21 protein-coding genes are annotated in these 23517 nt (G+C 56.1%); all 21 read right to left on the bottom strand.

Annotation, left to right across the window (positions count from 1 at the left end):
- Positions 1–38: 38 nt before the first annotated feature.
- A complete protein-coding gene (locus tag FIV02_RS09740; protein WP_152488495.1) occupies positions 39–1004 on the bottom strand; it encodes a glycosyltransferase family 2 protein in 966 nt (321 codons plus the stop codon).
- Positions 1005–1010: 6 nt separating this feature from the next.
- On the bottom strand, positions 1011–1679 hold the full coding sequence (locus FIV02_RS09735; RefSeq protein ID WP_172979146.1) for a bifunctional 2-polyprenyl-6-hydroxyphenol methylase/3-demethylubiquinol 3-O-methyltransferase UbiG: 669 nt from the start codon (positions 1677–1679) through the stop codon (positions 1011–1013).
- Between the two features lies 1 nt (position 1680).
- Positions 1681–2805 (bottom strand): glycoside hydrolase family 99-like domain-containing protein, encoded by a 1125-nt coding sequence (locus FIV02_RS09730; protein ID WP_152488493.1) that lies wholly within the window; start codon positions 2803–2805, stop codon positions 1681–1683.
- Positions 2802–3377 carry a DapH/DapD/GlmU-related protein gene (locus FIV02_RS09725; RefSeq protein ID WP_172979145.1) on the bottom strand — a complete coding sequence of 192 codons (576 nt, stop codon included), beginning with the start codon at positions 3375–3377 and terminating at the stop codon, positions 2802–2804. Before FIV02_RS09725 ends, FIV02_RS09730 begins: the two co-directional genes overlap by 4 nt.
- A 108-nt stretch (positions 3378–3485) precedes the next feature.
- Positions 3486–5036: a murein biosynthesis integral membrane protein MurJ gene (gene murJ / locus FIV02_RS09720; RefSeq protein WP_152488491.1), complete on the bottom strand. Its 1551-nt coding sequence runs from the start codon at positions 5034–5036 to the stop codon at positions 3486–3488.
- A complete protein-coding gene (locus FIV02_RS09715) occupies positions 5033–6241 on the bottom strand; it encodes a glycosyltransferase (protein ID WP_172979144.1) in 1209 nt (402 codons plus the stop codon). Before FIV02_RS09715 ends, murJ begins: the two co-directional genes overlap by 4 nt.
- Before the next feature lie 50 nt (positions 6242–6291).
- Complete coding sequence (locus tag FIV02_RS09710) at positions 6292–6624, bottom strand: nuclear transport factor 2 family protein (RefSeq protein WP_152488489.1); 333 nt, start codon at positions 6622–6624, stop codon at positions 6292–6294.
- Complete coding sequence (locus tag FIV02_RS09705) at positions 6621–7751, bottom strand: bifunctional 2-polyprenyl-6-hydroxyphenol methylase/3-demethylubiquinol 3-O-methyltransferase UbiG (RefSeq protein ID WP_152488488.1); 1131 nt, start codon at positions 7749–7751, stop codon at positions 6621–6623. Before FIV02_RS09705 ends, FIV02_RS09710 begins: the two co-directional genes overlap by 4 nt.
- A 60-nt stretch (positions 7752–7811) precedes the next feature.
- Entirely contained in the window at positions 7812–9377 is a 1566-nt protein-coding gene (locus FIV02_RS09700; protein WP_152488487.1) for a phosphotransferase, read from the bottom strand.
- Positions 9374–9730, bottom strand: a complete 357-nt coding sequence (locus tag FIV02_RS09695; RefSeq protein ID WP_107328384.1) for a cupin domain-containing protein — start codon at positions 9728–9730, stop codon at positions 9374–9376. Before FIV02_RS09695 ends, FIV02_RS09700 begins: the two co-directional genes overlap by 4 nt.
- Before the next feature lie 11 nt (positions 9731–9741).
- On the bottom strand, positions 9742–10566 hold the full coding sequence (locus FIV02_RS09690) for a hypothetical protein (RefSeq protein ID WP_107328385.1): 825 nt from the start codon (positions 10564–10566) through the stop codon (positions 9742–9744).
- The gene (locus FIV02_RS09685; protein ID WP_152488486.1) at positions 10563–11732 is read right to left on the bottom strand and encodes a class II D-tagatose-bisphosphate aldolase non-catalytic subunit; all 1170 of its coding nucleotides are present in this window, start codon (positions 11730–11732) and stop codon (positions 10563–10565) included. The genes FIV02_RS09690 and FIV02_RS09685 overlap by 4 nt, the downstream gene beginning before the upstream one ends.
- Positions 11729–12271 (bottom strand): HAD hydrolase family protein, encoded by a 543-nt coding sequence (locus tag FIV02_RS09680; RefSeq protein ID WP_152488485.1) that lies wholly within the window; start codon positions 12269–12271, stop codon positions 11729–11731. Before FIV02_RS09680 ends, FIV02_RS09685 begins: the two co-directional genes overlap by 4 nt.
- A 129-nt stretch (positions 12272–12400) precedes the next feature.
- Positions 12401–13846, bottom strand: coding sequence for a mannose-1-phosphate guanylyltransferase/mannose-6-phosphate isomerase (locus tag FIV02_RS09675; RefSeq protein WP_218571705.1), 1446 nt, complete (start codon positions 13844–13846; stop codon positions 12401–12403).
- A gap of 981 nt (positions 13847–14827) precedes the next feature.
- Complete coding sequence (gene ihfB / locus FIV02_RS09670) at positions 14828–15112, bottom strand: integration host factor subunit beta (RefSeq protein ID WP_003243558.1); 285 nt, start codon at positions 15110–15112, stop codon at positions 14828–14830.
- 266 nt (positions 15113–15378) lie between these two features.
- The gene (gene rpsA / locus FIV02_RS09665) at positions 15379–17061 is read right to left on the bottom strand and encodes a 30S ribosomal protein S1 (RefSeq protein WP_047588966.1); all 1683 of its coding nucleotides are present in this window, start codon (positions 17059–17061) and stop codon (positions 15379–15381) included.
- Positions 17062–17209: 148 nt separating this feature from the next.
- Positions 17210–17875, bottom strand: a complete 666-nt coding sequence (gene cmk / locus FIV02_RS09660) for a (d)CMP kinase (protein WP_037054123.1) — start codon at positions 17873–17875, stop codon at positions 17210–17212.
- Positions 17872–20112, bottom strand: coding sequence for a bifunctional prephenate dehydrogenase/3-phosphoshikimate 1-carboxyvinyltransferase (locus FIV02_RS09655; protein WP_134678180.1), 2241 nt, complete (start codon positions 20110–20112; stop codon positions 17872–17874). The genes cmk and FIV02_RS09655 overlap by 4 nt, the downstream gene beginning before the upstream one ends.
- Positions 20109–21218 (bottom strand): histidinol-phosphate transaminase, encoded by a 1110-nt coding sequence (hisC, locus tag FIV02_RS09650; protein WP_134678181.1) that lies wholly within the window; start codon positions 21216–21218, stop codon positions 20109–20111. The genes FIV02_RS09655 and hisC overlap by 4 nt, the downstream gene beginning before the upstream one ends.
- Positions 21219–21312: 94 nt before the next feature.
- Positions 21313–22407, bottom strand: a complete 1095-nt coding sequence (gene pheA, locus FIV02_RS09645) for a prephenate dehydratase (RefSeq protein WP_037054127.1) — start codon at positions 22405–22407, stop codon at positions 21313–21315.
- Between the two features lies 1 nt (position 22408).
- Positions 22409–23494, bottom strand: a complete 1086-nt coding sequence (serC, locus tag FIV02_RS09640; RefSeq protein ID WP_037054129.1) for a 3-phosphoserine/phosphohydroxythreonine transaminase — start codon at positions 23492–23494, stop codon at positions 22409–22411.
- Positions 23495–23517: the final 23 nt, after the last annotated feature.

Raw genomic sequence — 23517 nt, 5'->3', positions numbered from 1 at the left:
ACGACGAGATAAAATTATAAATTGCTACGGCGACGACGCTATCCACTAAACGTCCGACGACCAGCAATAATACACAGCACGTTCCAGGCTTTCTTTGCCTCGCCGCGCCGCAAACGATTTAACAATGCAACGAATAATCCGAGCCAGACCGTGACGATGTATTTACGATCATTCTTCCAGGTGTAGACCAGGCGATTTCTCAACACGTAAAAATCGGCCAAGAGCCCTCTTCCCCCGCCGGTGCTAGCGCCTTCCTTGTGATAGACCACGCTTGCTGTCGCCATGCCGATGGAGTACTTGCCACGCGCGCGACGAGCCAGATCTATTTCTTCGAAGTAGAGAAAATAATCTTCTTCCAACAGCCCGATATCCCTGAGCAAGCTGGTGCGGACAAACAACGACGCGCCAACGATGTAATCAATGTGCGTGTCCACTTCATCATCTTGGTAGGGCACCGCACTGCTCTGGTTTATCTTGTAGTGCCGGCTGATGGCCAGCCAGGGGTTGAAAACTCCGCCAAGACCTTGAATCAGACTACGGTCGTGGTGGTAGACCAATTTCGAACCACAGATACCGATGTCCGGCCGAGCCCGGCAGCGCTCGACTAATCGCTGCAGACTGTCGGGTTCGGCTTCGGTGTCGTTATTCAACAGCCAAACGAATTCGGCCTGCGGATCGGTCAGGGCGAGTCGTATGCCTACGTTGTTCCCTCCCGAGTACCCCAGATTGGCGCCGGTCTGAACCAGGTACAAAGCCGGCGGCGCCTCAGGCGACAGCTGCTCTGCCTCTTTACGCGTCAGTTCGCGCAAGGGATGCGCACGCAGATATGCATGATCGTCACGATGTGACTGTATCCAATCGCGAATGCACTCGTACGAGCCATCAGCGGAGCCGTTATCGCAGACAATTATCCGGAACGCTGCACCTTGCACGCCCATCAACGATTGCAGGCAGGCGATCGTGTCGTCTGCACCACGCCAGTTCAGCACCACGATATAAATCATGGACCGCTATGCCTCCGCCCCAGCACTGCGAACCTTGATCAGATACTGGTACTCGAACAGAGGCCTGCATAGCCCCAAGGTGGCCCAGTTCAGATAGCGGGTTTTACGGCCCTTCTCAAGGCCCGTAGAACTAACCGCCTCGAGAGTCAAGCCGGACGAGGTCATAAGCTCGATGGCAGTTTGCCTGGTAAAAAAGCGTAAATGAGTACGATCGAGAATCCCGGAGCTCTCGTACTGCCAGCGCCCCTGCAACAACAACGGCAACACCACGCGGAAATAACGCACATTAGGGATGCTCGTAATGATGCTCCCCCCTGGTGCGAGTAGATTGCCAATACGCGCCAGCGCTTTCCAAGGGTCGACAAAGTGCTCAAGCACATCGAGGCACAAGATCACATCGAAACCGCTGAAGCTCTCCGGCAGCGGAAGCGTTTCAAAATCGCCACAAAGCACATGATCGACCTTGCTTCTGGCCGCATCGGCAGAGTCGGCGAACAGCTCGATGCCATAGGTGCTCTGTGTATTGCCGAGGCTCTTCAACCAAGCCAAGGTATCGCCACGGCCGCAGCCAATTTCCAGGACCCGGTCAATATCAGCCGGCAGCAGCTGGGCAATTTCACCGCGGATATGTGAGTAGTAATCGCTGTTATCACCGGCGGTCATTTCTGCAAGCATCTCAGTTCTCCTCAGGTACCTGACCGAACACTCGGCGCACGGCCTCAAGAAAACTCTTGCCGTTTCGCAAATCCGGCTCGAGGTGACAGCCTTCCGCCCATTCGTTCCAGGCATTGATGAACACCAGCTGCTCCTCCTGCGGATAGTCCACTACACGACTGGCAGCATCACGCAGCCAGACCTCGAACAGTCGGGGATCATTGTTCTGAATGACCGTGGCTCCGGAACTACGCCTTGCTGAGTTATCCCAGCTGGGAATCACGCATGGAAACAAGCGCTGCGACGAACGCTCGGCAGCCATGGCGGTACGCGCCAGGGCGCGATAATCGAAACGATTCATTACTGCGAGTTCGGAGATACGATCAGTAAGTTTCAGACGGCGCAGCAGGTAGTTGATGGCACGTGGCACAAAGTTGCGCGCATAGCCCAGCGCGCTCTGGCGCAGCATCGTACGCGAATGAGGCTCGAACCCCACTAACGCATCAAACCCCAGCGCGGTGGTCTGTTCGTCGCTAAGGGTATGCATATGGCTACGGACCGCACACAGGTAAATGCCCGGCAGCCCCTGAGCTGCGGCCGCCTCACGCCAACGACTGATGGTAGTGGCAATGTCCGGGAACTGATCAATGCGGTAAATCAAGAATACTGGTTTGCCGGCCACCTTGATGTAACGACTATCAGCAAAGGCGCTGGCCAGATAAGCGAAATGCGCCTCGGGATCGTAGGTTTCCAGATCCTGGCCAATAAGGATCTCATGCTCTTGCCCGTCCCAGCGGCGACTCCACGTCTCGTTGGCCCAGCATACGCAGAACGGCAGGTCCGGCTGCTGTTCAGCCAGTACGGTTTCCAACGGACGCTCAAGCAGCAGCTGGCCATTGAACCAGTAGTGGTAATAGCAGAATCCACCTACGCCGTGCTCCCTGGCCATTTCCGCCTGAGCGATCTGGGTTTCCAGCAGCCGCAGATCATAAAAGCCCAGGTCAGCCGGAATATGCGGCTGGTAGTGCCCACTGAAACGCGGTTTGGCTTTGGCGACGTTGGTCCACTCCGTGAAGCCCTTGCCCCACCAACGATCGTTCTCGGGCGTTGGATGAAATTGTGGGAGATAAAATGCAATGGCTTTCATAAGGTCCCAGAGGTTTGCTTTTCCATGTGTTTAATCAATCTGGCAGGTGATCCTGCCACAACCGTGCATTCCGGAACGTCTCGGGTTACCACCGAGTTGGCACCGATAATGGCGTGATCACCAATAGTGACCCCCGATAGAATCACCACCCCCTCGCCGATCCAGACCCCGGAACCGATGCGCACTGGCCCCTTTGAATGGAGACGACGTTTGGCCGGAGGGACGGCGGGGTCCAGTGAATTCGTATCGCCGTGGGCATGGTCCGCGATGAATACCCGACTGGCAATTAACACATCATTGCCGATGCTGACTTCATCGATACAGCCCACGTGACAATGGTAACCGAACGACACCCGGTCACCGATCGTGATTCTGGGCGCGTAACGTTCTCCGGCGAACTCACAGAACGCTTCGATAATCAGCCCCGTTTCAGCAACAACCGATTGCCCCAGGCAAATACACTGCGGGTTGTGAATGCTGGCAACGGAGCGCAGATAGGTGCCCTCACCTACTGCGGAAAAACCACGCGCTCGAATGCTCCAGGCCATATAGGCAAAAAAACTGCTGAACAACCGGGGTAACCGGCCAGGTACGCACGCCGCAACCGCACGAGCAAGCACTCTGACAGATGATCTAGGAAGCGACATGCCAACTCTCCAACGGAATAAACATCGGCCCAGTCACTGCACGGACCTCCGTAACACCCAATGAGTGAACAGCGCTACAGAGTCCAGTCTGATCAGCAGACAAAGTGGGATGAATACCAACAAGAACAGACTGCAGGAGAACACCAGATAGAGCAGCGGCACCGAGACGACAAAGCTGATCAACGGCAGCACGCCCCAGACCACTAGCAAGGAGATCGCACTAGCAGCGATTACCTTGGACAGTTCCCCAAATACCGACCTGATCGGCGCCTGCGGCAAGTAAACCCATACAATAATGAAACCGAACGGAAGGAAATACAGGACCTCAACGAGCAGTTTGGCCGCTGGCAGGCCGATATAGCCAAACAACGCAACAGCCACGAATACAGACCCCATCATCGCCAAATGTCCCAGAGAGCCAAACAGCGAAGGCATTTTGGTTTTATGCAGAGCCAAGGAAACACGGCCGTTGATGGTAAAGAGCACAATGCATGGAATTACCAGCGAGAACACCTGCAAAGCGTGGGCGGTAATCGCGAGGCTCTCGGCCGAGTACTTTCCTCGACCCAGTAGCACAGAGGTTATTTCTGGTGAATTGAACGCCATCAATACGCTCAATGGCACCATGACCACCATTGCCACTTTCATGGCTACTGCATAGAGCGCACCCAGTGCATCCATCTGCTCGCTGGCCGCCAGCATAGACAGTCGCGTATTCAGCACCTCGATAACTGGCAAGGCAAGCAGCGCAATTGGCAGGGTGTAAATTTTCTGCGCGAATACCAGTGCGGTCAACTGTCCAGCGGGCAGGCCACTGGCGACATAGTCAAAAAAGAATACCGACATCATGCTAATAATGCTGGCCAGCCAGAAGGGCTTAACCACTCGCAGAAATTCAACCATGTCGCTTTTTGCGCCTAGCTGCGGTCTCGGCAAGCAACCGACGGTCTTCATACGCCAGAGTAGAAACGCAAATTGCACGATCCTCGACGCCGCCGCACTGATCGCCAAGCTTTCATAGCCAACGATACTCGCCATCGCCCAAACGCCCAGCACATTGACCGCCGGCTGCAAGACAATGCTTTGCGCTGCGGGAACAAACGCTTCTTTGGCCTGCAATAACACACGCAAGTAGTCGTTCAGCACGGTAAGAGCGAAGACAATCGAAAAATAGCGAAGTATCCGTTCGTTGTCAGCCAACAGTTCCAGATTGAATCGGGACACCACAGCGAATAAATGAACAGGGAAAAGCAGAATAATCACTGCCCCGCACACGGACAGAATCGCCAGATAGAACAGAAAGGCATTGGCAAAAGCACCGGCACGCGCCTGGTCCCCCGCGTGCACCAGCCGGATGTACAACGGAAGGAAGACTGCACTGAATACCGTGGTAATCAGCGCGGCAACCACCACCACAAACCCCGAGGCGAAAACAAAAACATCTGTTTGCGCCGTGGCACCAAACATATAGGCCACAAGCACAAAAGACAGATATGTAAGAATCGAGCCGGCCGCACTTATCGCCAAGTTACCCAGAGCGACAGAAAACAATGAGCGCTTGGGCAAGTCGCTTGCCGGTGTCATGGCCGCGGCAGCATCCGTTCGAGCGAGGCAAGAAACTTTGAATAGACCGAAGTACTGCTCAGTGTCGTATGGGCAATCTGATAACCCTGCTCAGCGATCTGCTCAAGTTCGTCGGCATGCTGTTGGTAGTAAGCAACCCGTTCCAGCAGATGCTCCAATGTGCCATCATACGCCACATAATGAACCCCAGGAACCATACCGATATCGCGGTACATTGGGTTATCCAACCCAAAATACGCAGCACCACAAGCCATTCCCTCGATAAAGCTGATACCTGGAAGATCGCAGACCTCCTCAGGCACGGCGAACATACGATAGGAATTGAAGAATTCAACAATGTCAGCATTGTAGTAGTTACGTTGCTGAACCAGGGCACGTGCCTCAGATGAATCATGCCCCTTGGCCTCCGAACCACAGACCTCTTGCACACGGCGGGACTCATCAAGGTCGTAGATAAATGAATCGACGAAATTAGAGAGCTCATTCTGCCGACCATAGATTTTTCGGCGCATTGGCTGCAATTCATTGTGCCCATAAAAATCAAAAAATTCGGTCGCTTTCATTTTATACGTGATCGACCCCGTCACCCCCAGTTTATTGGAGCGCGCCCTAAAATCTACTTTGCGTTGAAAGCGTGGAGCTGCGACGTAGGGCAAGAGCTGAAAATCACCAGAAACATTACCAAAGTACTTGTTAAAAAACGGGGAATTCCTCTTGAGATCATTCTCCGCAATAAGAAGATCCGGAGAAAGAATACGTAAATTCTCACTCCCCAGCCTAGGATTATAAGCAAAGTGAGTCATGTGAACGATTTTCAGAATGGAAAAACCAGACAATCGCTGAGCCAATAGCCTGCCTTGCTCAGCCACAGCAGTTGACTCATGAGTAAAACACCCATAATGCATTAAAAAAACAGCGTCCGCCTTATGCAACTGCTTAGACGTAAAAATCAAGCGAACCTTAAACAAATTAATTCTATTCAAAAGAGCCCAAAGAATAAGCCTTAAGGAATCTTTTAGCAGATCAACTAAACCCAGAATACCCGGCCGAAACCATAGTGCCGTCGAAATTGACGCAGAGCCATTTTCAGACAAATAATCAAACAACCCCGAGTATTTGTTTGGCAATTTTTGTCGGCTTAAGATTCGGCGCGTAGGATTTTTAAACCAAATATCGGAAAATGGCCGATAAAACACAATATTCATAAAGCTTCCAAAAAAAAGACAAACCATCCAGCAAGATTTTATCTTTTCAACTATCCCTTGAACGCTCTGATGGATAAGATCTTACCAACAGCATCAAACTCCAAAACGTCCATAACCAGAAGCGGCGCTCCACCATCAAACGAAATCTCCAGCTCAGCCGATACCGTACTACCATCCAAGTAAAGAGCGACGACAACCACATCGATAGTGCGGGAGCTAGCAAAAATCGAAGCTGTCGCTGCCAACACATCGTCGATACCTTGCCGACTGATCTCCCAATCTCGCAGAACTACGTTCGCTGCCAGAGACTCTCTTACGCCATTTATATCTCGAGAGGAAAATGCATTAAAATATTTGCCAGCCAGATCTTTTAGATTATTCACTGAAGAAACTCCGTTGTCGGATTGAGGGCCGTTATCTGCTCAATGATTTCCTGAGTAAAAGTACCTGCTCGAATGATTACAATAGGCCGATCGATCCCTACCAGAGCTGAAGGAAGCGCAACATTCAAATTGGTACCATAAAGACGCTTACCGGTCTTGTTTTTGTCATTATCTAGGACAGCCTTGATTCTCGAAACATCCAATCCAAAGCCAATCAAGTACTGAGCCTGCACATGCGCACCAAAGAGATATACGTCTCGCCCCTGCTCAAACGAAACCCTCTCGTTAATGGAGTCAATAAGCGCCTTATGGTAGCTGACATAATCGAGATAGAGCTTTTTGTTCTCCTGATACAACGAAGCACTTAATGTGGCACCCGATAATTCGTCATCACGGACCGCCGAATAGAAAATACTATGGTCATCTCTAAAATACTGTTTCTGCTCCAGGCGGAACCCATTACTGGCTAACAAAAAGTCTATATATTGCTCAGAAAGGTAGATCGTATGTTCAAAATTCAAGCAATTGGTGAATTTACGTTCAACCATAACCTTCATATTGGGCACAGAAAAGATCAGTCTTTTCCCAACCTCAATAAACTTTTTCAGGTCCCGCAAAAATTCAAGAGGCTCGTAAATGTGCTCAAACAAATGCGAGTGAACGACGGCATCGACCCCACCTTCGAGGGTAAAATTCGAATCAAAAAAACCTTTTAAAACGGTGGCCTTACACTCTGGGATAGGTGTTGGATTTGGCTCTAAAATTGTCCATGGAATCTGTTTCAGGCCCGCATACTTGACCGAAAGTATGCCATGCCCACCACCAACCTCTAGGACGGAAGCTGGTGAATAGCTCGCAATAAATTCAGCAAACGCCTGATGGTGAGCCTCCCAAGACGCACCAATAAAACCTGCTCCGTGCGACTCTGGGTAGAGAACCTCCAGAGGAACCAGTGGATTGAGCTGAATCATTCCACTGCTACGGCTAATATGAAATGACATATCAGCACAGACATCATCGGTTACGGGGTGTCTTACGCAGCCCATAAAAACTGGAAATTTCTCGAAACTGAACAACGGCTCAAGATCTTTCTCGCCCAGAATTACATCATGGTCACGGCGTATCATAATATTGCCCAATCCAATTTATATTAAGTAACGCATTAAAATTGTAAATCATAGCTAGACTTAGCTTGCCAGTTCGCTATGCAACATAGACTTGCCCAACGAATACAGCAGCAATGTATAAGGATGGTGGTGCAGCGGGGCAATATTCAAGTAAATAAGTGCCGTCAGGACACGAACCTTGCGGACGTCATAGCCATGATTCGCCAGCCACACTTCGAAGTAACGCTCGCAATCAACCAGCGACTGCCGACGATGTACATCAAATGCAATCTGGTCGGCCTGCCAGTCAGTATGGTACAGATCGAGATTGATCAACTCATGGTTGATGATCAGACCATGAAGTATCTTGGCCAAATCGTAGTAAACGTCACCGATGGTCAGGTCCCCGCCGAAGTCCTGCCGCCAGTCGAGAAAGACGAATTGTTCCTGCTCCGTCACGATAATGTTTTCAAAATGGAAATCACCGTGGAAGCGCCCTGGTAGCCCTTGCGCCAACCAGTTCCAGTCCACGCGACCCAGCAGATCACGCAGGGCTGGCATTGCTACGCCATTGATGGCCTCGGTACCATCCCCTTTACCGCAGGTGCTGTAGAACAGCTCCACGCGCTCCAGCGTCTTATCTCGATAAAAACGCAGGCAGTTTTCTTCAAACGCGCTTTTTTGCTCAGTGCTGAGCTGTTTGGCAGCCCAAAAACCTTGGCTGAACTCCAGCAACCGATGGAATCGGGGCAGCGTGACCACTTCGGAAAGTACCCGGCCCGTGACCTTGCCGTACCGATACATGTTCTCGCCGAAAGCCGTGATCTGCGGAACATAACCTTGTAGTTCCGCGACCCGTTTGATTCGGTTGGCGATAAACTTCTTGTCATCAGAGAACTTGATCACCGCATCACCAACGAACCAGATGGCCTCATTGGCCTTGTCTAGAATGTTCGGCTCATCCGGCTCGCGAAAATGTTCACGCGCAGCTGCAAGAGCTGGCAGGTTACCCGTGTCATGCCAGGTAAAACGCCGCGCCTTGATGCCGTGTTCGAGCAGCCGCCGCAGCCCGTAGGCCTCACCAGTGTCAATTGCCATGGAACCGCCCTGCTCCATGGCCAGCCAGAAGGCAGCAAAATCCTGAATACCGGCGAGCCCTATATACGGCTTATGGGTAGCAGGCTCACCAATACCCTTTTCACAGATATCAGCTACGTCATTACCCTTCAATGCCACGGTGCGGTAGGCGCTGATATCGTCAGCTTCGGCAAAACCCATCCAATTTTCATCGGGCGCAGGAATAGCCTCATCAGTCAGCGTATCGCAGGACATGAAGATGAAGGGTTGCTGCAAGTACTCACGACAGGCAAGCAGACTGAGCCCAAGACCCGAACCAGGCCCCTCAAAAGGCGCAACAACGGCAAAATGGAAGGTCCGCTCCGGATACGCCAGCTCAAGGTACTCCCTGACCAAGTGCCCTTTATGGCCTAGAGCGATAACGAACTCTACATCTTCAGGAAAGCGCTCTATGAGGTGAGACAGCGTCGGGCGGTTAGCAATACTGACCAGCGACTTGTTCAGAAAGCGAGTGAGCTCTCCCAGGCGAGATCCAGTGCCCGCGCATGGTATGCAAACCCGATAACTCATTGCGGAGCACGCTGGTAGTCATCGACCAGACGTACCACATCATCCATTTCTGGAGTGGAAGCTTCGAGGTATACGCTATCCTCAACACCCTCCATGCGATGAATGAGACCAGGCGGAATGGTGATGGTATCGCCGGCGCGGTACAGCTTTTCTTCCAGTGCGTCCTGGCTGGTACCCTGAACGATTTTCAGCACACCAGACAGCACATAGATCGTTTCTTTCTTGAAGTTATGGTACTGCAGACTGCAACGGTGACCGGCCCACATGGTCAATTTCTTGACCATGTACTTATCGTTGATTTCGACGACTTCTTCCTTGCCCCAAGGCTTTTCAATAACTTTGTATTCGCTCATGACTCGCTCACTCAAACTTTGTATTGGGCATATTCGGGGTGGAACTCAAAGAACTTGTCGTAGAAGCCTTTGACGTACTGCTGCATCGACCACTGGCTAGGAAAACCGTACTTACGGCGCATCCAACGGCGGCCTTCGGCGACGTACAGCTGAAGGTTCTCTTCGTACCCTTCGGTTTTGATTTCGTCCGCATGATCCAACAAATAGGACTCGTTCTCTCCCGCCCACACCTCGGCGGTAATGGCAGCCGCCCAGTCGTTGGCGTAAGCCTTAGCAATCAACTCATGCTCCGACCCATAACCACGGAAGTTGCTTCCGTCAAACAGAAAGTTCATCTCATCCGGTTCGTCGGTTTCGCAAATACTCTCAATGAACTGACGGCGCAATAAATAAGCGTTGTTATGAATAAACCAGAAATATTTGGTGGTTTCCTGCTTCAGCAACAGACGTTCGCCCCAGCGCTCGGAGCATGGCGAGAGAATACCAATACGCGGCTGCTCCGCAAGAATACGAAGCAGTGGCGCCAGGGTCGGCCCGGCCCGCAACTCTGTGTCGTTGGACAGCAGAAAGAACGCGTCATATTTGGAAAAACGTTCTTCCTTCAGCAACTGGACCAAGCCATAGTTCATACCGCGACTGTAACGCAGGCCATTCTGCATGACTTCCGGGCTATTGGCGTGCCAGGTGGCATGGCGGCTGAGCTTGTCAGCATCGGAGCCGGCTTCTACAACATAGATATCGGTCAACTCGCCATCGTGCTCAAGCAAATGTTCGTACAACCGATCAGTTACATCTGGCAGATTACGATTCAGGATGATGGTTGCGACTGATTTCATGCTGACCTCACCAGACGGAAGCTACGCAGATAGCGCAGGATACTGTTCTTGACCTGCTGCTTGAGATGCGCTTCCAGATCAATTTGTTTACGAGCCAGTAACTGGGCAGCCTCGACTTTCAACTCTTTGCACTCAGGTGTCGAAAATACATAGTGCCCAGCAATCAACGAGCGATCACGATCGGTGGCAGTAGTGCCATCAAGCATCCACTTATCCCACTTGTTCGACTCGTAAGCCAGTGCTAGAAAGCGTGTTGCCAGCTCATGAAGACCATTGTCCTCAAGCACTCCGACCAAAGCCTTGCTCTCTGCCACGCCAAATTCGGGTGCAACGTTGGCCGCGTGAATACCCAGACGCGGATGCCATTGCAACGCCTCATCGGAAAGATAATCGGTGTTGTGCTCTTTCATGAAGATGCCATGACGATTACAGATCTCAATCATCTTCGGCAGCTGGATTTCAGCAGGAATTTCATTGGCCACACGCACGGGTGAATCGAACGACCCCACGTTGCGCATTTCCATTACCCGTGTGCCGCATTGAATAACTACAAATGCGGGCGGATCAAACCTGTTCTTGCGACAAAACTTGTTGATCTCGTTCAGCGTGTAGTCGAGCTCTTCTTGAGAGTTCGTGCTTCCGCTCTGTTCTTCGGTGCCCACCTCGAAAATGATCTCACGATTATGCTGCTGCGCCTGTGACCAGCAATAATCGTAAAGATCAAACACGCGGTCCAGAACCTCATCAACATCTGGCTGACCATGGATATCAACACTGGGGTCGATGTGCAGCACCTGGAAACCCGCAGCAATGTCCGAGCGATAAGACGACTTAGCCGATTCCATAGCGCGGCGCAACCCTAACTGAGCGTCCTTCTCACGGGTATTCTGCCATGGGCCACCGTGATCACGCGCCAAGAGGATCTTGCCTTTCTTGTCCTTATCCGTGACATAACGAGCAAACTCTTCAGTGGTCCAGTTATTCACGTAGCCACCGCCAAACTCTTCCGAATCGATCTGACGCCGACTGGCAATCATCAGGATCGGAACCTCGTGCTCGTTGGCCAACTCGATGGTTGCATCAACACAGTTGACGCTCATCGGTCCAACACCGAGAAGTGTGCAGTGTCTTTTCTGCAAAAAAGATTGCAAGCGCTGATGAATCATACGGTCCACTCTCCAGAGAGTTTCTGCTGGGCGTTAGGCAGTTGCTCAGGGTTGAAAGGGGTAAAGAACTTTTCCAAGAGATGCAGAGCGGCCTCTGCAACGGCACGATCACCGCCCGATCGCTCAGTGATGTAGGAGGCATATGCCTTAGCATTTTTATCTGCATTGGCTGGCGCGATGCTATAACCGACCTTTGCCATCACATAGTGGTCAAAGATTCCGTCTCCCATATAAATGACAGACTCAAGGGGATAGCGCTCGGCGATCCACTCAGCACGACGCACCGTACTGACGATATCCAGCTCAAACCCCATATCGTCAACAATACGTTTTTTACTGATCGGAAAGCCTTTCTTGTCTCCAGTGACAAATCGGATATCTACGAACCCTTTAAGCAAAGACAGACCGTCATTGTCATCCGGGCCAAATATTTTCATGACCTTACCCTCGGCAGTGTACAAAAAATGCCCAGTAGTCATTACACCATCAACATCAAGAATAAAAACTTTCTTTTCAGGAAGCTTAAGTTCATCACCCATATAACCCTACCTCAACAGCCTGATAACACTATTGTTCGCACGAGAGACTTCTAATACCTAACGACCTTGCCAAATACTCCCTGTCCCTCAATTACTTTCACCTCTAGAACCTCAGTGATGAACAGCATGCTATCCCCGCCCATACTCATCATCATAACGAACAATGTCGTCCTCCCCGAGGTAGCTTCCGGACTGTACCTCAATAATCTCTAGAGGTGTTGAGCCGACGTTGGCGAGGCGATGCACTTCCCCCAACGGGATGTAGGTGCTCTGGTTTTCAGTAAGCAGCAGTGTTTCGTCCCCCCGCGTAATTTCCGCGGTACCTCGCACGACGATCCAATGCTCAGCTCGGTGATGATGCTTTTGCAAGCTGAGGCTCGCCTTGGGGTTGACCTGTATACGCTTGACCTTGAAGCGCCCACCTTCATCAATGCTGTCATACCAACCCCACGGGCGATGCACCTTCCGATGCAGGGCATGCTCTTCGCGTGACTGCTGGTTAAGCAGGGTCACAATCCGCTTAACATCCTGACAGCGCGTCCTGTCTGCAACCAGAACAGCGTCTGCCGTTTCAATCACCACAAGATTCTCGACACCGGCCAGCGCGACGAGACGACTACTGGCGTGTACAAGCGAGTTGCCGCTGTCGATTATCAACACATCACCATGAAGGGCGTTGCCCCGGTCATCCTTGGGTGACACTTTCCACACAGCGTCCCAGGCCCCCAAGTCACTCCAACCTGCATCCAGGGGCAGCATCCTTATGGGGAAATTACTTCCAGGGCACTTCTCCATGACAGCGTAATCAATCGACTCACTGGGAACTGCCGTAAAGAGCTCTTTATCAGGACGAATGAAAGCACCATCTATTCGCTTACCCTCCCAGCTCTTCCTGGATGCCTGGAGAATGTCCGGACGGAAAGCGCTCAACGCCTCTAACCATACGGAGGCCCTCAGTACGAATAAGCCTGCATTCCAGTAATAATCGCCTTCGTCCAGATAACGCTGGGCAGTTTCCTGATCAGGTTTTTCTACAAAGCGCTCGACAACAGATACCAATTCATCGTCGGGAGCTACCTTGATATAGCCATATCCCGTTTCGGGGCTGTCAGGAACGATACCGAGAATAACGATGTTGCCTTCAAGCGCAGACTCGGCTGCCTGAAGTATCGCAAGACGGAAAGCCTCGTTGTCGTTGATCGCTTGATCAGCCGGAGCCACCACCAAGACGGGATCCGCCCCCCCTTCACACGCCGCCAGCGCAGCCAAAGTGAGTGCCGGAGCAGTATTGCGCCCAACAGGCTCGAGTAGGAATGTTGCATCCTTGACCTCAAGCTCCCTGAGTTGCTCCTGGGCCAGAAAGCGGTGCTCATCATTGCAGATGATATAGGGAGAGCGAACCGCGTCGCTCGCCGCCGCTCCTCCCAGGAGCCGCCTTACAGACTGCTGGAACAAACTTTCATTGCCAGTCAGGCACAGGAACTGTTTCGGAAAACCTGACCGAGAAAGCGGCCACAAACGTGTACCTGCCCCACCGCAAAGCACGACTGGTTGAATGGAATTAACTGGCATCATGAAGCGGCGAACCTGAGTAATGGGTATTTCTTGAGGCAATGACAAACTGCTCCGCCGAGCCCCAAATCCAGAATGACATTGCGTTCATCAACGAAAGACGTGAACTGACTCCACCCTCATCCGCCATCGCCTCCTGATCGCATGGCAGCACTTCTGAACGACTTAAGGCCGGACGTGCTACACCGCAAACCACCCTGCGTCGTCCCATATGAGCAGGACAACCTCTGATGGTATGTACTTGCACACAAAAGTCATAGCGCTCTCCGTCATTTTCCACGTAGCCATCACCTGGGGCAAAACACCGACTCCGGCATAGGCGCGCCTTCCACCTGGCAACTGACGAGTAGCGCGCAGTACTTCCCATCGACCGACGTACCGCTGAGGCAACTGACAGCACGGTCGCCTGGAAAAAGGCCACTGCCGAGAGCCAGCACTTGCAAGGAGCGCCCCCAAGCGGCCGCCAGATCGATTCGAGACTACGTAAAAATTGTTGTTGATTGCGACCAACGCGCCCCTTGAGGGCGTATCCCCGAGCGAGCAGGAGAAACCTGCCTGATCGCTCAGCGCGGAGAATTTCACCATTCAAGCCGGTAGCATTACTACAGGGAGCACGCCCAACATGGTCGACACGAGCATGATCCATGCTCATGTTCCAGACGCCAGGTCAGGACAACTCGGTGGAGGGGGGCACAAAACCGTATGCTCATCATCTATCTGCCATCGATGGCATGAGCTTGTAGCACCTATGGCAGCAGCAAGATGAGGGTACCGCAAAGGTCAATCCCTTAACGACAGAAGCCTAAAGGGACTCGGCCCAGTAGTACGGGTTAGATTCAGCCTTTGCGGAAGCAATGTGGTCAGTAAGACTGGCCAACTAGGCAGCGATATGAAAACCCGCACATTTTCCCGGTTTTCTGTTATTTCGCAACCATGACAAAGGGATGACGCCGGCAAGCGGTTCAGCAGGCCCTGCGGATCAGGTCACTCGTCTTCGTTGACCCGATCCCGCAGCTCCTTGCCTGGCTTGAAATGCGGCACGAACTTGCCATCCAGACGTACCGACTGACCGGTTTTCGGGTTGCGCCCTACGCGCGGGGCGCGGTAGTGCAGGGAGAAGCTACCGAAGCCACGGATCTCGATGCGATCCCCTGTCGCCAGCGCCTGGGACATCTGCTCCAGCATGGTCTTGATGGCCAGCTCGACATCCTTGGAGGAGAGCTGACCCTGGTGAGTGACGATTCGTTCGATCAACTCCGACTTGGTCATGGTTTTCCCTTCTTTTTCAAGCGGCTAGAAGACTCGATGGATCGGTTTTAGCACGCTGGTCAGCTTTTGAACAGCCCAAAAAACAAGGTGTTAGCGCAATATCCGGATTGAGAGTTGATGACTCAGGCATAAGCGCCGCATCACGCACACATTCAGCGGGCGCAGCGAGTGCCGCCAGCCACTGCATGGCAACGGACCGATGAGCGCTGCAGAAACGAAAAAGGGCGGCCCGAGGGCCGCCCTTTTCTTCGATGAATTACCTGAACTTAGTTCTGGTTTTCCATCTGAGCACGGATCAGATCACCAATGGTGGTCGGGCCGGTGCTTTCAGCGTCTTGCTTGCTGCGCAGTTCCTTCATCGCATCCTTCTCGTCCTCGACGTCTTTCGACTTGATGGACAGGCTGATAACGCGGGACTTGCGGTCAACGCTGATGATCTTGGCTTCTACTTCGTCGCCTTCCTTCAGGACGTTGCGCGCGTCTTCAACGCGGTCACGGCTGATTTCGGAAGCTTTCAGAGTGGCTTCGATCTCGTTGCCCAGGTCGATGATGGCGCCCTTGGCATCCACTTCCTTCACAACGCCGCGGACGATGGTGCCCTTGTCGTTGAGGGAGACGTAGTTGCTGAACGGATCGTCTTCCAGCTGCTTGATGCCCAGGGAGATGCGCTCGCGCTCCGGGTCGACCGACAGGATGACGGTTTCCAGCTCGTCGCCCTTCTTGAAGCGACGCACGGCTTCTTCGCCGGCTTCGTTCCAGGAGATGTCGGACAGGTGAACCAGGCCGTCGATGCCGCCGTCCAGACCAATGAAGATACCGAAATCGGTGATCGACTTGATGGTGCCGGAGATCTTGTCACCCTTGTTGAACTGACCGGAGAAGTCTTCCCACGGGTTGGTCTTGCACTGCTTGATACCCAGGGAGATACGACGACGCTCTTCGTCGATGTCCAGAACCATGACTTCCACTTCGTCGCCGACGTTGACGACTTTCGACGGGTGGATGTTCTTGTTGGTCCAGTCCATTTCGGAAACGTGCACCAGACCTTCAACGCCTTCTTCCAGCTCAGCGAAGCAGCCGTAGTCGGTCAGGTTGGTGACGCGCGCCATGACGCGGGTGTTTTCCGGGTAACGGGCTTTGATGGCAACCCATGGGTCTTCGCCCAGTTGCTTCAGGCCCAGGGATACGCGGTTGCGCTCGCGGTCGTACTTCAGAACCTTGACGTCGATCTCGTCGCCAACGTTGACGATTTCGGACGGGTGCTTGATGCGCTTCCAGGCCATGTCGGTGATGTGCAGCAGACCATCTACGCCGCCCAGGTCAACGAACGCACCGTAGTCGGTGAGGTTCTTGACGATACCTTTGACCTGCTGGCCTTCCTGCAGGGATTCCAGCAGAGCTTCGCGCTCGGCGCTGTTCTCGGCTTCCAGGACACTGCGACGAGAAACGACAACGTTGTTGCGCTTCTGGTCCAGCTTGATGACCTTGAATTCCAGCTCTTTGCCTTCCAGGTGAGTGGTATCACGCACCGGACGGACGTCGACCAGGGAACCCGGCAGGAACGCGCGGATGCCGTTGACGTCAACGGTGAAGCCGCCTTTGACCTTACCGTTGATAACGCCCTTGACCACTTCTTCAGCGTTGAACGCAGCTTCCAGAACCAGCCAGGATTCAGCGCGCTTGGCTTTCTCGCGGGACAGCTTGGTTTCACCGAAGCCATCTTCAACCGCGTCCAGCGCAACGTGGACTTCGTCACCGACCTTGATGGTCAGCTCGCCTTGTTCGTTGAAGAACTGGTCGAGCGGGATGACGCCCTCGGACTTCAGGCCGGCGTGTACGGTAACCCAGTCACCGTCGATGTCGACCACGATACCGGTGATGATGGCACCCGGCTGCATGTCGAGGGATTTCAGGCTTTCTTCAAATAGTTCTGCAAAGCTTTCGCTCATGTTGATTCCTGTTGATCAAGGGCGGGGATTCGCCCAAACCACATTCCAGACCATGTGGGTTCGTTCATGTAAAAAGAGGCCTGCGGGACAAGGACTGGTCTCCCGCATGCCTCCTTGCGAGCTTTCCGACTTAGGACAGCCGGAGCTCTTACCCGGCGAGATCGCGCTCGGCGACCTCACGCAGAATTCGTTCTAGCACTTGCTCGATGGAAAGCTCGGTCGAATCCAGCAGGATTGCGTCTGCGGCAGGCTTCAGCGGTGCCACTGCGCGCTGGGTATCGCGCTCATCGCGCGCCCGAATCTCATCGAGAAGACTCGCGAGATTAACATCATCGCCCTTGGCCTTCAACTGCAGGTAGCGGCGGCGAGCACGTTCCTCGGCGCTGGCCGTGAGGAAAACCTTCAGCGGCGCCTCGGTGAACACCACCGTTCCCATGTCGCGGCCATCGGCGACCAGCCCCGGCATTTCCTGGAACGCACGCTGGCGCTGCAGCAGCGCTTCACGCACCGCCGGCAGCGAGGCGACCATGGAAGCGCCCGCCCCCACCTGCTCGTTGCGAATGGCGTCGGTGACCTCCTCGCCTTCGAGGATGATGCGTTTGTCGATGAACTGCACATCCAGATGCGCCGCCAGTTGCTTGAGCGCTTCCTCGTTGGTCAGGTCGATGCCGTGATTACCGGCGGCGAAGGCCAGCAGGCGATACAGGGCGCCGGAGTCGAGCAGGTTCCAGCCCAACTGCTTGGCCAGCAGCGCGCAGAGCGTGCCCTTGCCCGAGCCGCTCGGCCCGTCGACGGTGATGACCGGGGCGCTCATGCCTTGCCCTCTTCTGCCACGTTGATGCCCACTTCGGCCGCCAGGGCGAGGAAGTTGGGGAAGGAGGTGGCGACGTTGGCGCAGTCGTGAATGCGGATCGGCGCGCTGGCACGCAGCGAGGCGACGCTGAAGGACATGGCAATGCGGTGATCGCCATGCGCCCAGACCTCACCACCACCAATGGCGCCGCCTTCGATGACGATACCGTCCGGAGTCGGCTCGGCCTTGACGCCCAGCGCGACCAGACCATCGGCCATGACCTGGATACGATCGGACTCCTTGACCCGCAGCTCTTCGGCGCCGCGCAGCACGGTGCGGCCTTCGGCGCAAGCAGCAGCCACGAACAGCACGGGGAACTCGTCGATGGCCAGCGGCACCAGGTCTTCCGGGATATCGATGCCCTTGAGCCTGGCCGCGCGCACACGGATGTCCGCAACCGGCTCGCCGCCGACTTCACGCTGGTTCTCCAAGGTGATGTCGCCGCCCATCAGCTTGAGGATGTCGATCACACCGGTACGGGTCGGGTTGATGCCCACATGCTCGAGCACCAGCTCGGAACCCTCGGCGATGCTGGCAGCGACCAGGAAGAAGGCCGCCGAGGAAATGTCGGCGGGCACCTCGATACGGGTCGCACTGAGCTTGTGCCCGGACTCGACGCACGCCGTGGCGCCCTCGACGCTGACGGGATAGCCGAAGCCGCGCAGCATGCGCTCGGTGTGGTCGCGAGTCGGCGCCGGCTCGGTCACCGAGGTGCTGCCAGCGGCGTACAGGCCGGCCAGCAGCAGGCAGGACTTGACCTGAGCACTGGCCATCGGCATCTCGTATGCCATGCCGGTCAGGCGCTGACCACCCTTGATGGTCAGCGGCGGACGACCTTCCGGAGCGGTCTCGATCACCGCGCCCATTTCCCGCAGCGGCTTGGCCACGCGATTCATCGGGCGCTTGGACAGCGAGGCATCGCCGGTCAGGGTGGTATCGAACGGCTGCGCGGCCAGCAGCCCCGAGAGCAGGCGCATGGAGGTACCGGAGTTCCCCATGTACAGCGGGCCGGCCGGCGCCTTCAGGCCATTGAGCCCGACACCATGGATGGTCACGCGGCCATGATGCGGGCCTTCGATGACCACGCCCATGTCGCGAAACGCCTGCAGGGTAGCCAGGGCATCTTCACCCTCGAGGAAACCCTCGACCTCGGTCGTGCCTTCGGCCAGCGAACCCAGCATGATCGAACGATGCGAGATGGATTTGTCACCGGGTACGCGAATACGGCCGGCCAGCGAGCTACCGGGTTTTGCCAGGAAAATCAGATCGGTCGAGTGCATAGCGTCCACATAGGCCCTGCGGGCCAGAATTTTGCTGAAATGTTCGCGGGCCACGCGGGCGCGGGTGAACACGCCCAGCAGTTGATGCCCATCCCCAGCGTCGACCGCGTCGCGCAGAGCGTCGAGGTCGTCGCGAAACGTGTCCAGCGTACGCAGCACGGCCTCGCGATTGGCGAGGAAGATATCGTGCCACATCACCGGATCACTGCCGGCGATCCGCGTGAAATCGCGGAAACCACCAGCGGCGTAACGGAAAATCTCCAGGTTCTCGCTGCGCTTGGCCAGCGAGTCGACCAGGGTGAAAGCCAGCAGATGCGGGAGATGACTGGTCGCGGCGAGCACCTGGTCATGATGCTCCACCTCCATCACCTCGACAGCCGCCCCCAGCTCGCGCCACAGGCTCTCGACCAGTGCCACGGCTGACTCATCGCTGTGCTCGCAAGGCGTGAGGATGACCTTGTGCCGGCGGAACAAGCCGGCGTTGGCAGCCTCCACACCGCTCTGTTCGGAACCGGCGATCGGGTGCCCGGGCACCAGGCGCACGTGCTTGCCGGCGAACGCCAGGCGCGCGGCACGCACGACATTGCCCTTGGCACTGCCGACATCGGTCAGCACCGCCGTGCCGAGATCGAGCTTCGCCAGCTCGGCGAGCAGCTTCTCCATGGCCAGGATAGGCACTGCCAGCTGGATGACATCGGCCCCCTGACAGGCGGTGGCCAGGTCAGACTCGCAGCGATCGACCACCCCCAGCTGCACGGCCAGTCGCCGCGACTCGGCATCCAGGTCGACCCCCACCACTTCGCGACACAGGCCACGCTCACGCAGCCCCTTGGCGAAGGAGCCACCGATCAACCCGAGGCCCACCACCACGAGGCGGCCGATCTTAGGGGCATTCGATTGCACGGCCGTTACAGTCACGCCGAGAGCACCTTGGCCAGCGCCTCGAGGAAGCGCGCATTCTCCCTCGGCAAACCGATGGAAACGCGCAGGAAGTTCGGCATGCGGTAGCCCGCCATCGGCCGCACGATCACCCCTTCGCGCAGCAGCGCCTGGTTGATCGCGGCCGTGTCGCGCCCGAAGTCGACGGCAATGAAGTTGCCCTTGGACGGAATCCAGCCGAGCCCCAGGGCGCGCAAGCCGTCTTCCAGCTGCTGCATGCCGGCGTCATTGAGACGACGGCTCTCGGCCAGGTAGTCGCTATCGGCCAGGGCCGCGCAGGCGGCGGCCAGCGCCAGGCTGTTGACGTTGAACGGCTGCCGCACCCGGTTGAGCACGTCGGCGATGGCCGGCGAGCTGATCGCGTAGCCGACCCGCAGCGACGCCAGGCCATAGGCCTTGGAGAAGGTACGCGAGACCAGCAGATTGGGATAACGCGCCAGGTAGTCCAGACCATCCGGCAGCTCATCACCCTCGGCATACTCGATGTAGGCCTCGTCCAGCACCACCAGTACCGACTCCGGCACCTTGGCCAGGAAGGCTTCCAGCGCCTCGGGGCCGAACCAGGTACCGGTCGGGTTGTTGGGGTTGGCGATGAACACGACGCGGGTGTCGTCGTCGATCGCGGCGAGCATCGCGTCCAGGTCGTGACCATAGTCCCGGGCCGGCACGATCTTGCCCTGGGCACCGACAGCCTGGGTGGCGATGGGGTACACGGCGAAGGCGTAGTCGCTGAACACGGCATTGAGGCCCGGCGCCAGGTAGGCGCGAGCGACCAGCTCGAGGATGTCGTTGGAGCCATTGCCCAGGGTGACCTGCGCCGCATCGACAGCGTAGCGGCTGGCCAGGGCAGCCTTGAGGGTGAAACCGTTGCCATCCGGATAGCGGGTCAGCTCATCCAGTTCGGCACGAATCGCCGCCAGCACCTTGTCGCTGGGGCCCAGCGGGTTCTCGTTGCTGGCCAGCTTGACGATACCGGCCGGATCGAGCCCCAGCTCGCGGGCCAGCTCATCGACCGGCTTGCCTGGCACGTAGGGGGAAAGCTTCTGCACGCCTGGCTGGGCCAGGGTCAGGAAATCACAAGTCATCACAAACCTCGTTATCTCGACCGAGCAGAGGGTTTCGCAAGAGCGGCTTCGGTCGCCAATTCGCGGCTGAAGCCGCTCCTACACGAACCCTGGCTTACAGTACCGCCTTCGGATAGGAACCCAGCACCTTCAGCGCCACGGCCTCCTGAGCCAGTTTTTCCAGCACGTCCTTGATCAGCGGATCGCGATGGTGGCCGATGAAGTCGATGAAGAACACATAGGTCCACTTGCCGCTGCGCGACGGACGGGTCTCGATGCGGGTCAGGTCGATGCCGTTGTTGTGGAACGGCACCAGCAGCTCGTGCAAGGCACCCGGCTTGTTGCGCATGGAGACGATGATCGACGTCTTGTCGTCGCCGGTCGGTGGCACTTCCTGGCTGCCGATGATGAGGAAGCGCGTGGAGTTGTCCGGGCGATCCTCGATCTTCTCGGCCAGCTTGGTCAGGCCATACAGGTTGGCGGCCATGTCACCGGCGATGGCCGCGCTGTTCCACTCGCTCTTCACGCGCTTGGCCGCATCGGCATTGCTGGAAACCGCCACGCGCTCGACGTTGGGGTAATGCGCATCCAGCCACTTGCGGCACTGCGCCAGCGACTGGGCATGGGAATAGATACGGGTGATCTTGTCGGTCTTGGTGGTCTCGCCCACCAGCAGGTGGTGGTGAATGCGCAGCTCCACCTCACCGCAGATGACCATGTCGTGTTCGAGAAAGCTGTCCAGCGTGTGGTTGATCGCCCCTTCGGTGGAGTTCTCCACCGGCACCACGCCGAAGTTCACCGCGCCGGCGGCGACCTCGCGGAACACCTCGTCGATGGCGGCCATCGGCACGCTGACCACCGCGTGACCGAAGTGCTTCATCGCCGCCGCCTGGCTGAAGGTGCCTTCCGGGCCGAGGTAGGCGACTTTCAGCGGGTTCTCCAGGGCCAGGCAGGAGGACATGATTTCGCGGAACAGCCGCGCCATCTCCTCGTTGCCCAACGGCCCCTGGTTGCGCTCCATCACGCGCTTGAGCACCTGGGCTTCACGCTCGGGACGGTAGAAGACGGGCGACTCGCCCTCCTTCAGTTCCTTCATCTTCACCCGCGCGACTTCTTCGGCGCAGCGCGCACGGTCGCTGATCAGCTCGAGGATGCGCTCGTCGAGGTTGTCGATGCGAACCCGCAGCGCTTGCAGTTCCTGCTCGGACATGTCAGCCATGCTCCTTCTCGAACTCGACCATGTAGGCCACCAGCGCCTCGACCGCATCCAGGCCGACGGCGTTGTAGATGGAGGCACGCATGCCCCCCACCGAGCGGTGCCCCTTGAGGTTGAGCAGGCCACGCTCGTCGGCGCCGGCCAGGAACACCTTGTCCAGCTTCTCGTCGGCCAGACGGAACGGCACGTTCATCCAGGAGCGCGCATTGTGCGCGACCGGGTTGCTGTAGAAGTCGCTGTCGTCGATGGTCTTGTACAGCAGGTCTTTCTTGGCGCGGTTGATGCGCTCCATGGCCTCGACACCGCCCTGCTCCTTCAGCCACTGGAACACCAGGCCGGAGAGGTACCAGGAATAGGTCGCCGGGGTGTTGTACATCGAGCCGTTGTCCGCCGAGACCTTGTAGTCGAGCATGGTCGGGCAGCTCGAACGCGCGCGGCCGAGCAGGTCTTCGCGGACGATCACCACCACCAGGCCGCTGGGGCCGATGTTCTTCTGCGCACCGGCGTAGATCAGACCGAACTGCGAGACGTCCAGCGGACGCGAGAGGATGTCCGAGGACATGTCCGCCACCAGGGGCGTGTCACCCACCTGCGGAATCCAGTCGAACTGCAGGCCGCCGATGGTTTCGTTGCTGCAGTAATGCACGTAGGCGGCATCTTTCGACAGCTGCCAGTCGTTCTGCCCGGGAATGGCGAAATAGTCGTGCGCCTTGGCGCTGGCGGCGACATTGATGGCACCATAGCGACGCGCCTCTTCGATGGCCTTCTTCGACCAGATACCGGTCTCGACGTAATCCGCCACGCCGTCTTCCGGCAGCAGGTTCAGCGGGATCTCGGCGAACTGCTGGCTGGCACCGCCCTGCAGGAACAGCACCTTGTAATCACTGGGCACAGCGAGCAGATCGCGCAGGTCCTGTTCGGCCTGACTGGCGATGGCCACGTACTCGTCGCTACGGTGACTCATCTCCATGACCGACAGGCCCTTGCCCTGCCAGTCGAGCATTTCGGCCTGGGCACGTTGCAGTACAGCGGTCGGCAGCGCGGCCGGGCCCGCGCAGAAGTTAAAAGCTCGCTTGCTCACTTCTCTTCTCTCAATTCATTTCG

It is taken from the genome of Pseudomonas sp. THAF187a (genome assembly GCF_009363395.1).
Classification (GTDB): domain Bacteria; phylum Pseudomonadota; class Gammaproteobacteria; order Pseudomonadales; family Pseudomonadaceae; genus Aquipseudomonas; species Aquipseudomonas khazarica.
This window is presented reverse-complemented; position numbering and strand designations above follow the sequence as displayed.

Bases quoted from the DNA above. Each gene is read 5' to 3' on its own strand.
- ihfB (WP_003243558.1), bottom strand. From the start codon at position 15,112: ATGACCAAGTCGGAGTTGATCGAACGAATCGTCACTCACCAGGGTCAG.
- rpsA (WP_047588966.1), bottom strand. From the start codon at position 17,061: ATGAGCGAAAGCTTTGCAGAACTATTTGAAGAAAGCCTGAAATCCCTC.
- murJ (WP_152488491.1), bottom strand. From the start codon at position 5,036: ATGACACCGGCAAGCGACTTGCCCAAGCGCTCATTGTTTTCTGTCGCT.
- FIV02_RS09680 (WP_152488485.1), bottom strand. From the start codon at position 12,271: ATGGGTGATGAACTTAAGCTTCCTGAAAAGAAAGTTTTTATTCTTGAT.
- hisC (WP_134678181.1), bottom strand. From the start codon at position 21,218: ATGACTTGTGATTTCCTGACCCTGGCCCAGCCAGGCGTGCAGAAGCTT.
- FIV02_RS09705 (WP_152488488.1), bottom strand. From the start codon at position 7,751: ATGATACGCCGTGACCATGATGTAATTCTGGGCGAGAAAGATCTTGAG.
- FIV02_RS09715 (WP_172979144.1), bottom strand. From the start codon at position 6,241: ATGAATATTGTGTTTTATCGGCCATTTTCCGATATTTGGTTTAAAAAT.
- cmk (WP_037054123.1), bottom strand. From the start codon at position 17,875: ATGAGCGCCCCGGTCATCACCGTCGACGGGCCGAGCGGCTCGGGCAAG.
- FIV02_RS09685 (WP_152488486.1), bottom strand. From the start codon at position 11,732: ATGATTCATCAGCGCTTGCAATCTTTTTTGCAGAAAAGACACTGCACA.
- FIV02_RS09675 (WP_218571705.1), bottom strand. From the start codon at position 13,846: ATGATGCCAGTTAATTCCATTCAACCAGTCGTGCTTTGCGGTGGGGCA.
- FIV02_RS09690 (WP_107328385.1), bottom strand. From the start codon at position 10,566: ATGAAATCAGTCGCAACCATCATCCTGAATCGTAATCTGCCAGATGTA.
- FIV02_RS09700 (WP_152488487.1), bottom strand. From the start codon at position 9,377: ATGAGTTATCGGGTTTGCATACCATGCGCGGGCACTGGATCTCGCCTG.
- FIV02_RS09740 (WP_152488495.1), bottom strand. From the start codon at position 1,004: ATGATTTATATCGTGGTGCTGAACTGGCGTGGTGCAGACGACACGATC.
- FIV02_RS09735 (WP_172979146.1), bottom strand. From the start codon at position 1,679: ATGCTTGCAGAAATGACCGCCGGTGATAACAGCGATTACTACTCACAT.
- pheA (WP_037054127.1), bottom strand. From the start codon at position 22,407: ATGTCCGAGCAGGAACTGCAAGCGCTGCGGGTTCGCATCGACAACCTC.
- FIV02_RS09695 (WP_107328384.1), bottom strand. From the start codon at position 9,730: ATGAGCGAATACAAAGTTATTGAAAAGCCTTGGGGCAAGGAAGAAGTC.
- FIV02_RS09730 (WP_152488493.1), bottom strand. From the start codon at position 2,805: ATGAAAGCCATTGCATTTTATCTCCCACAATTTCATCCAACGCCCGAG.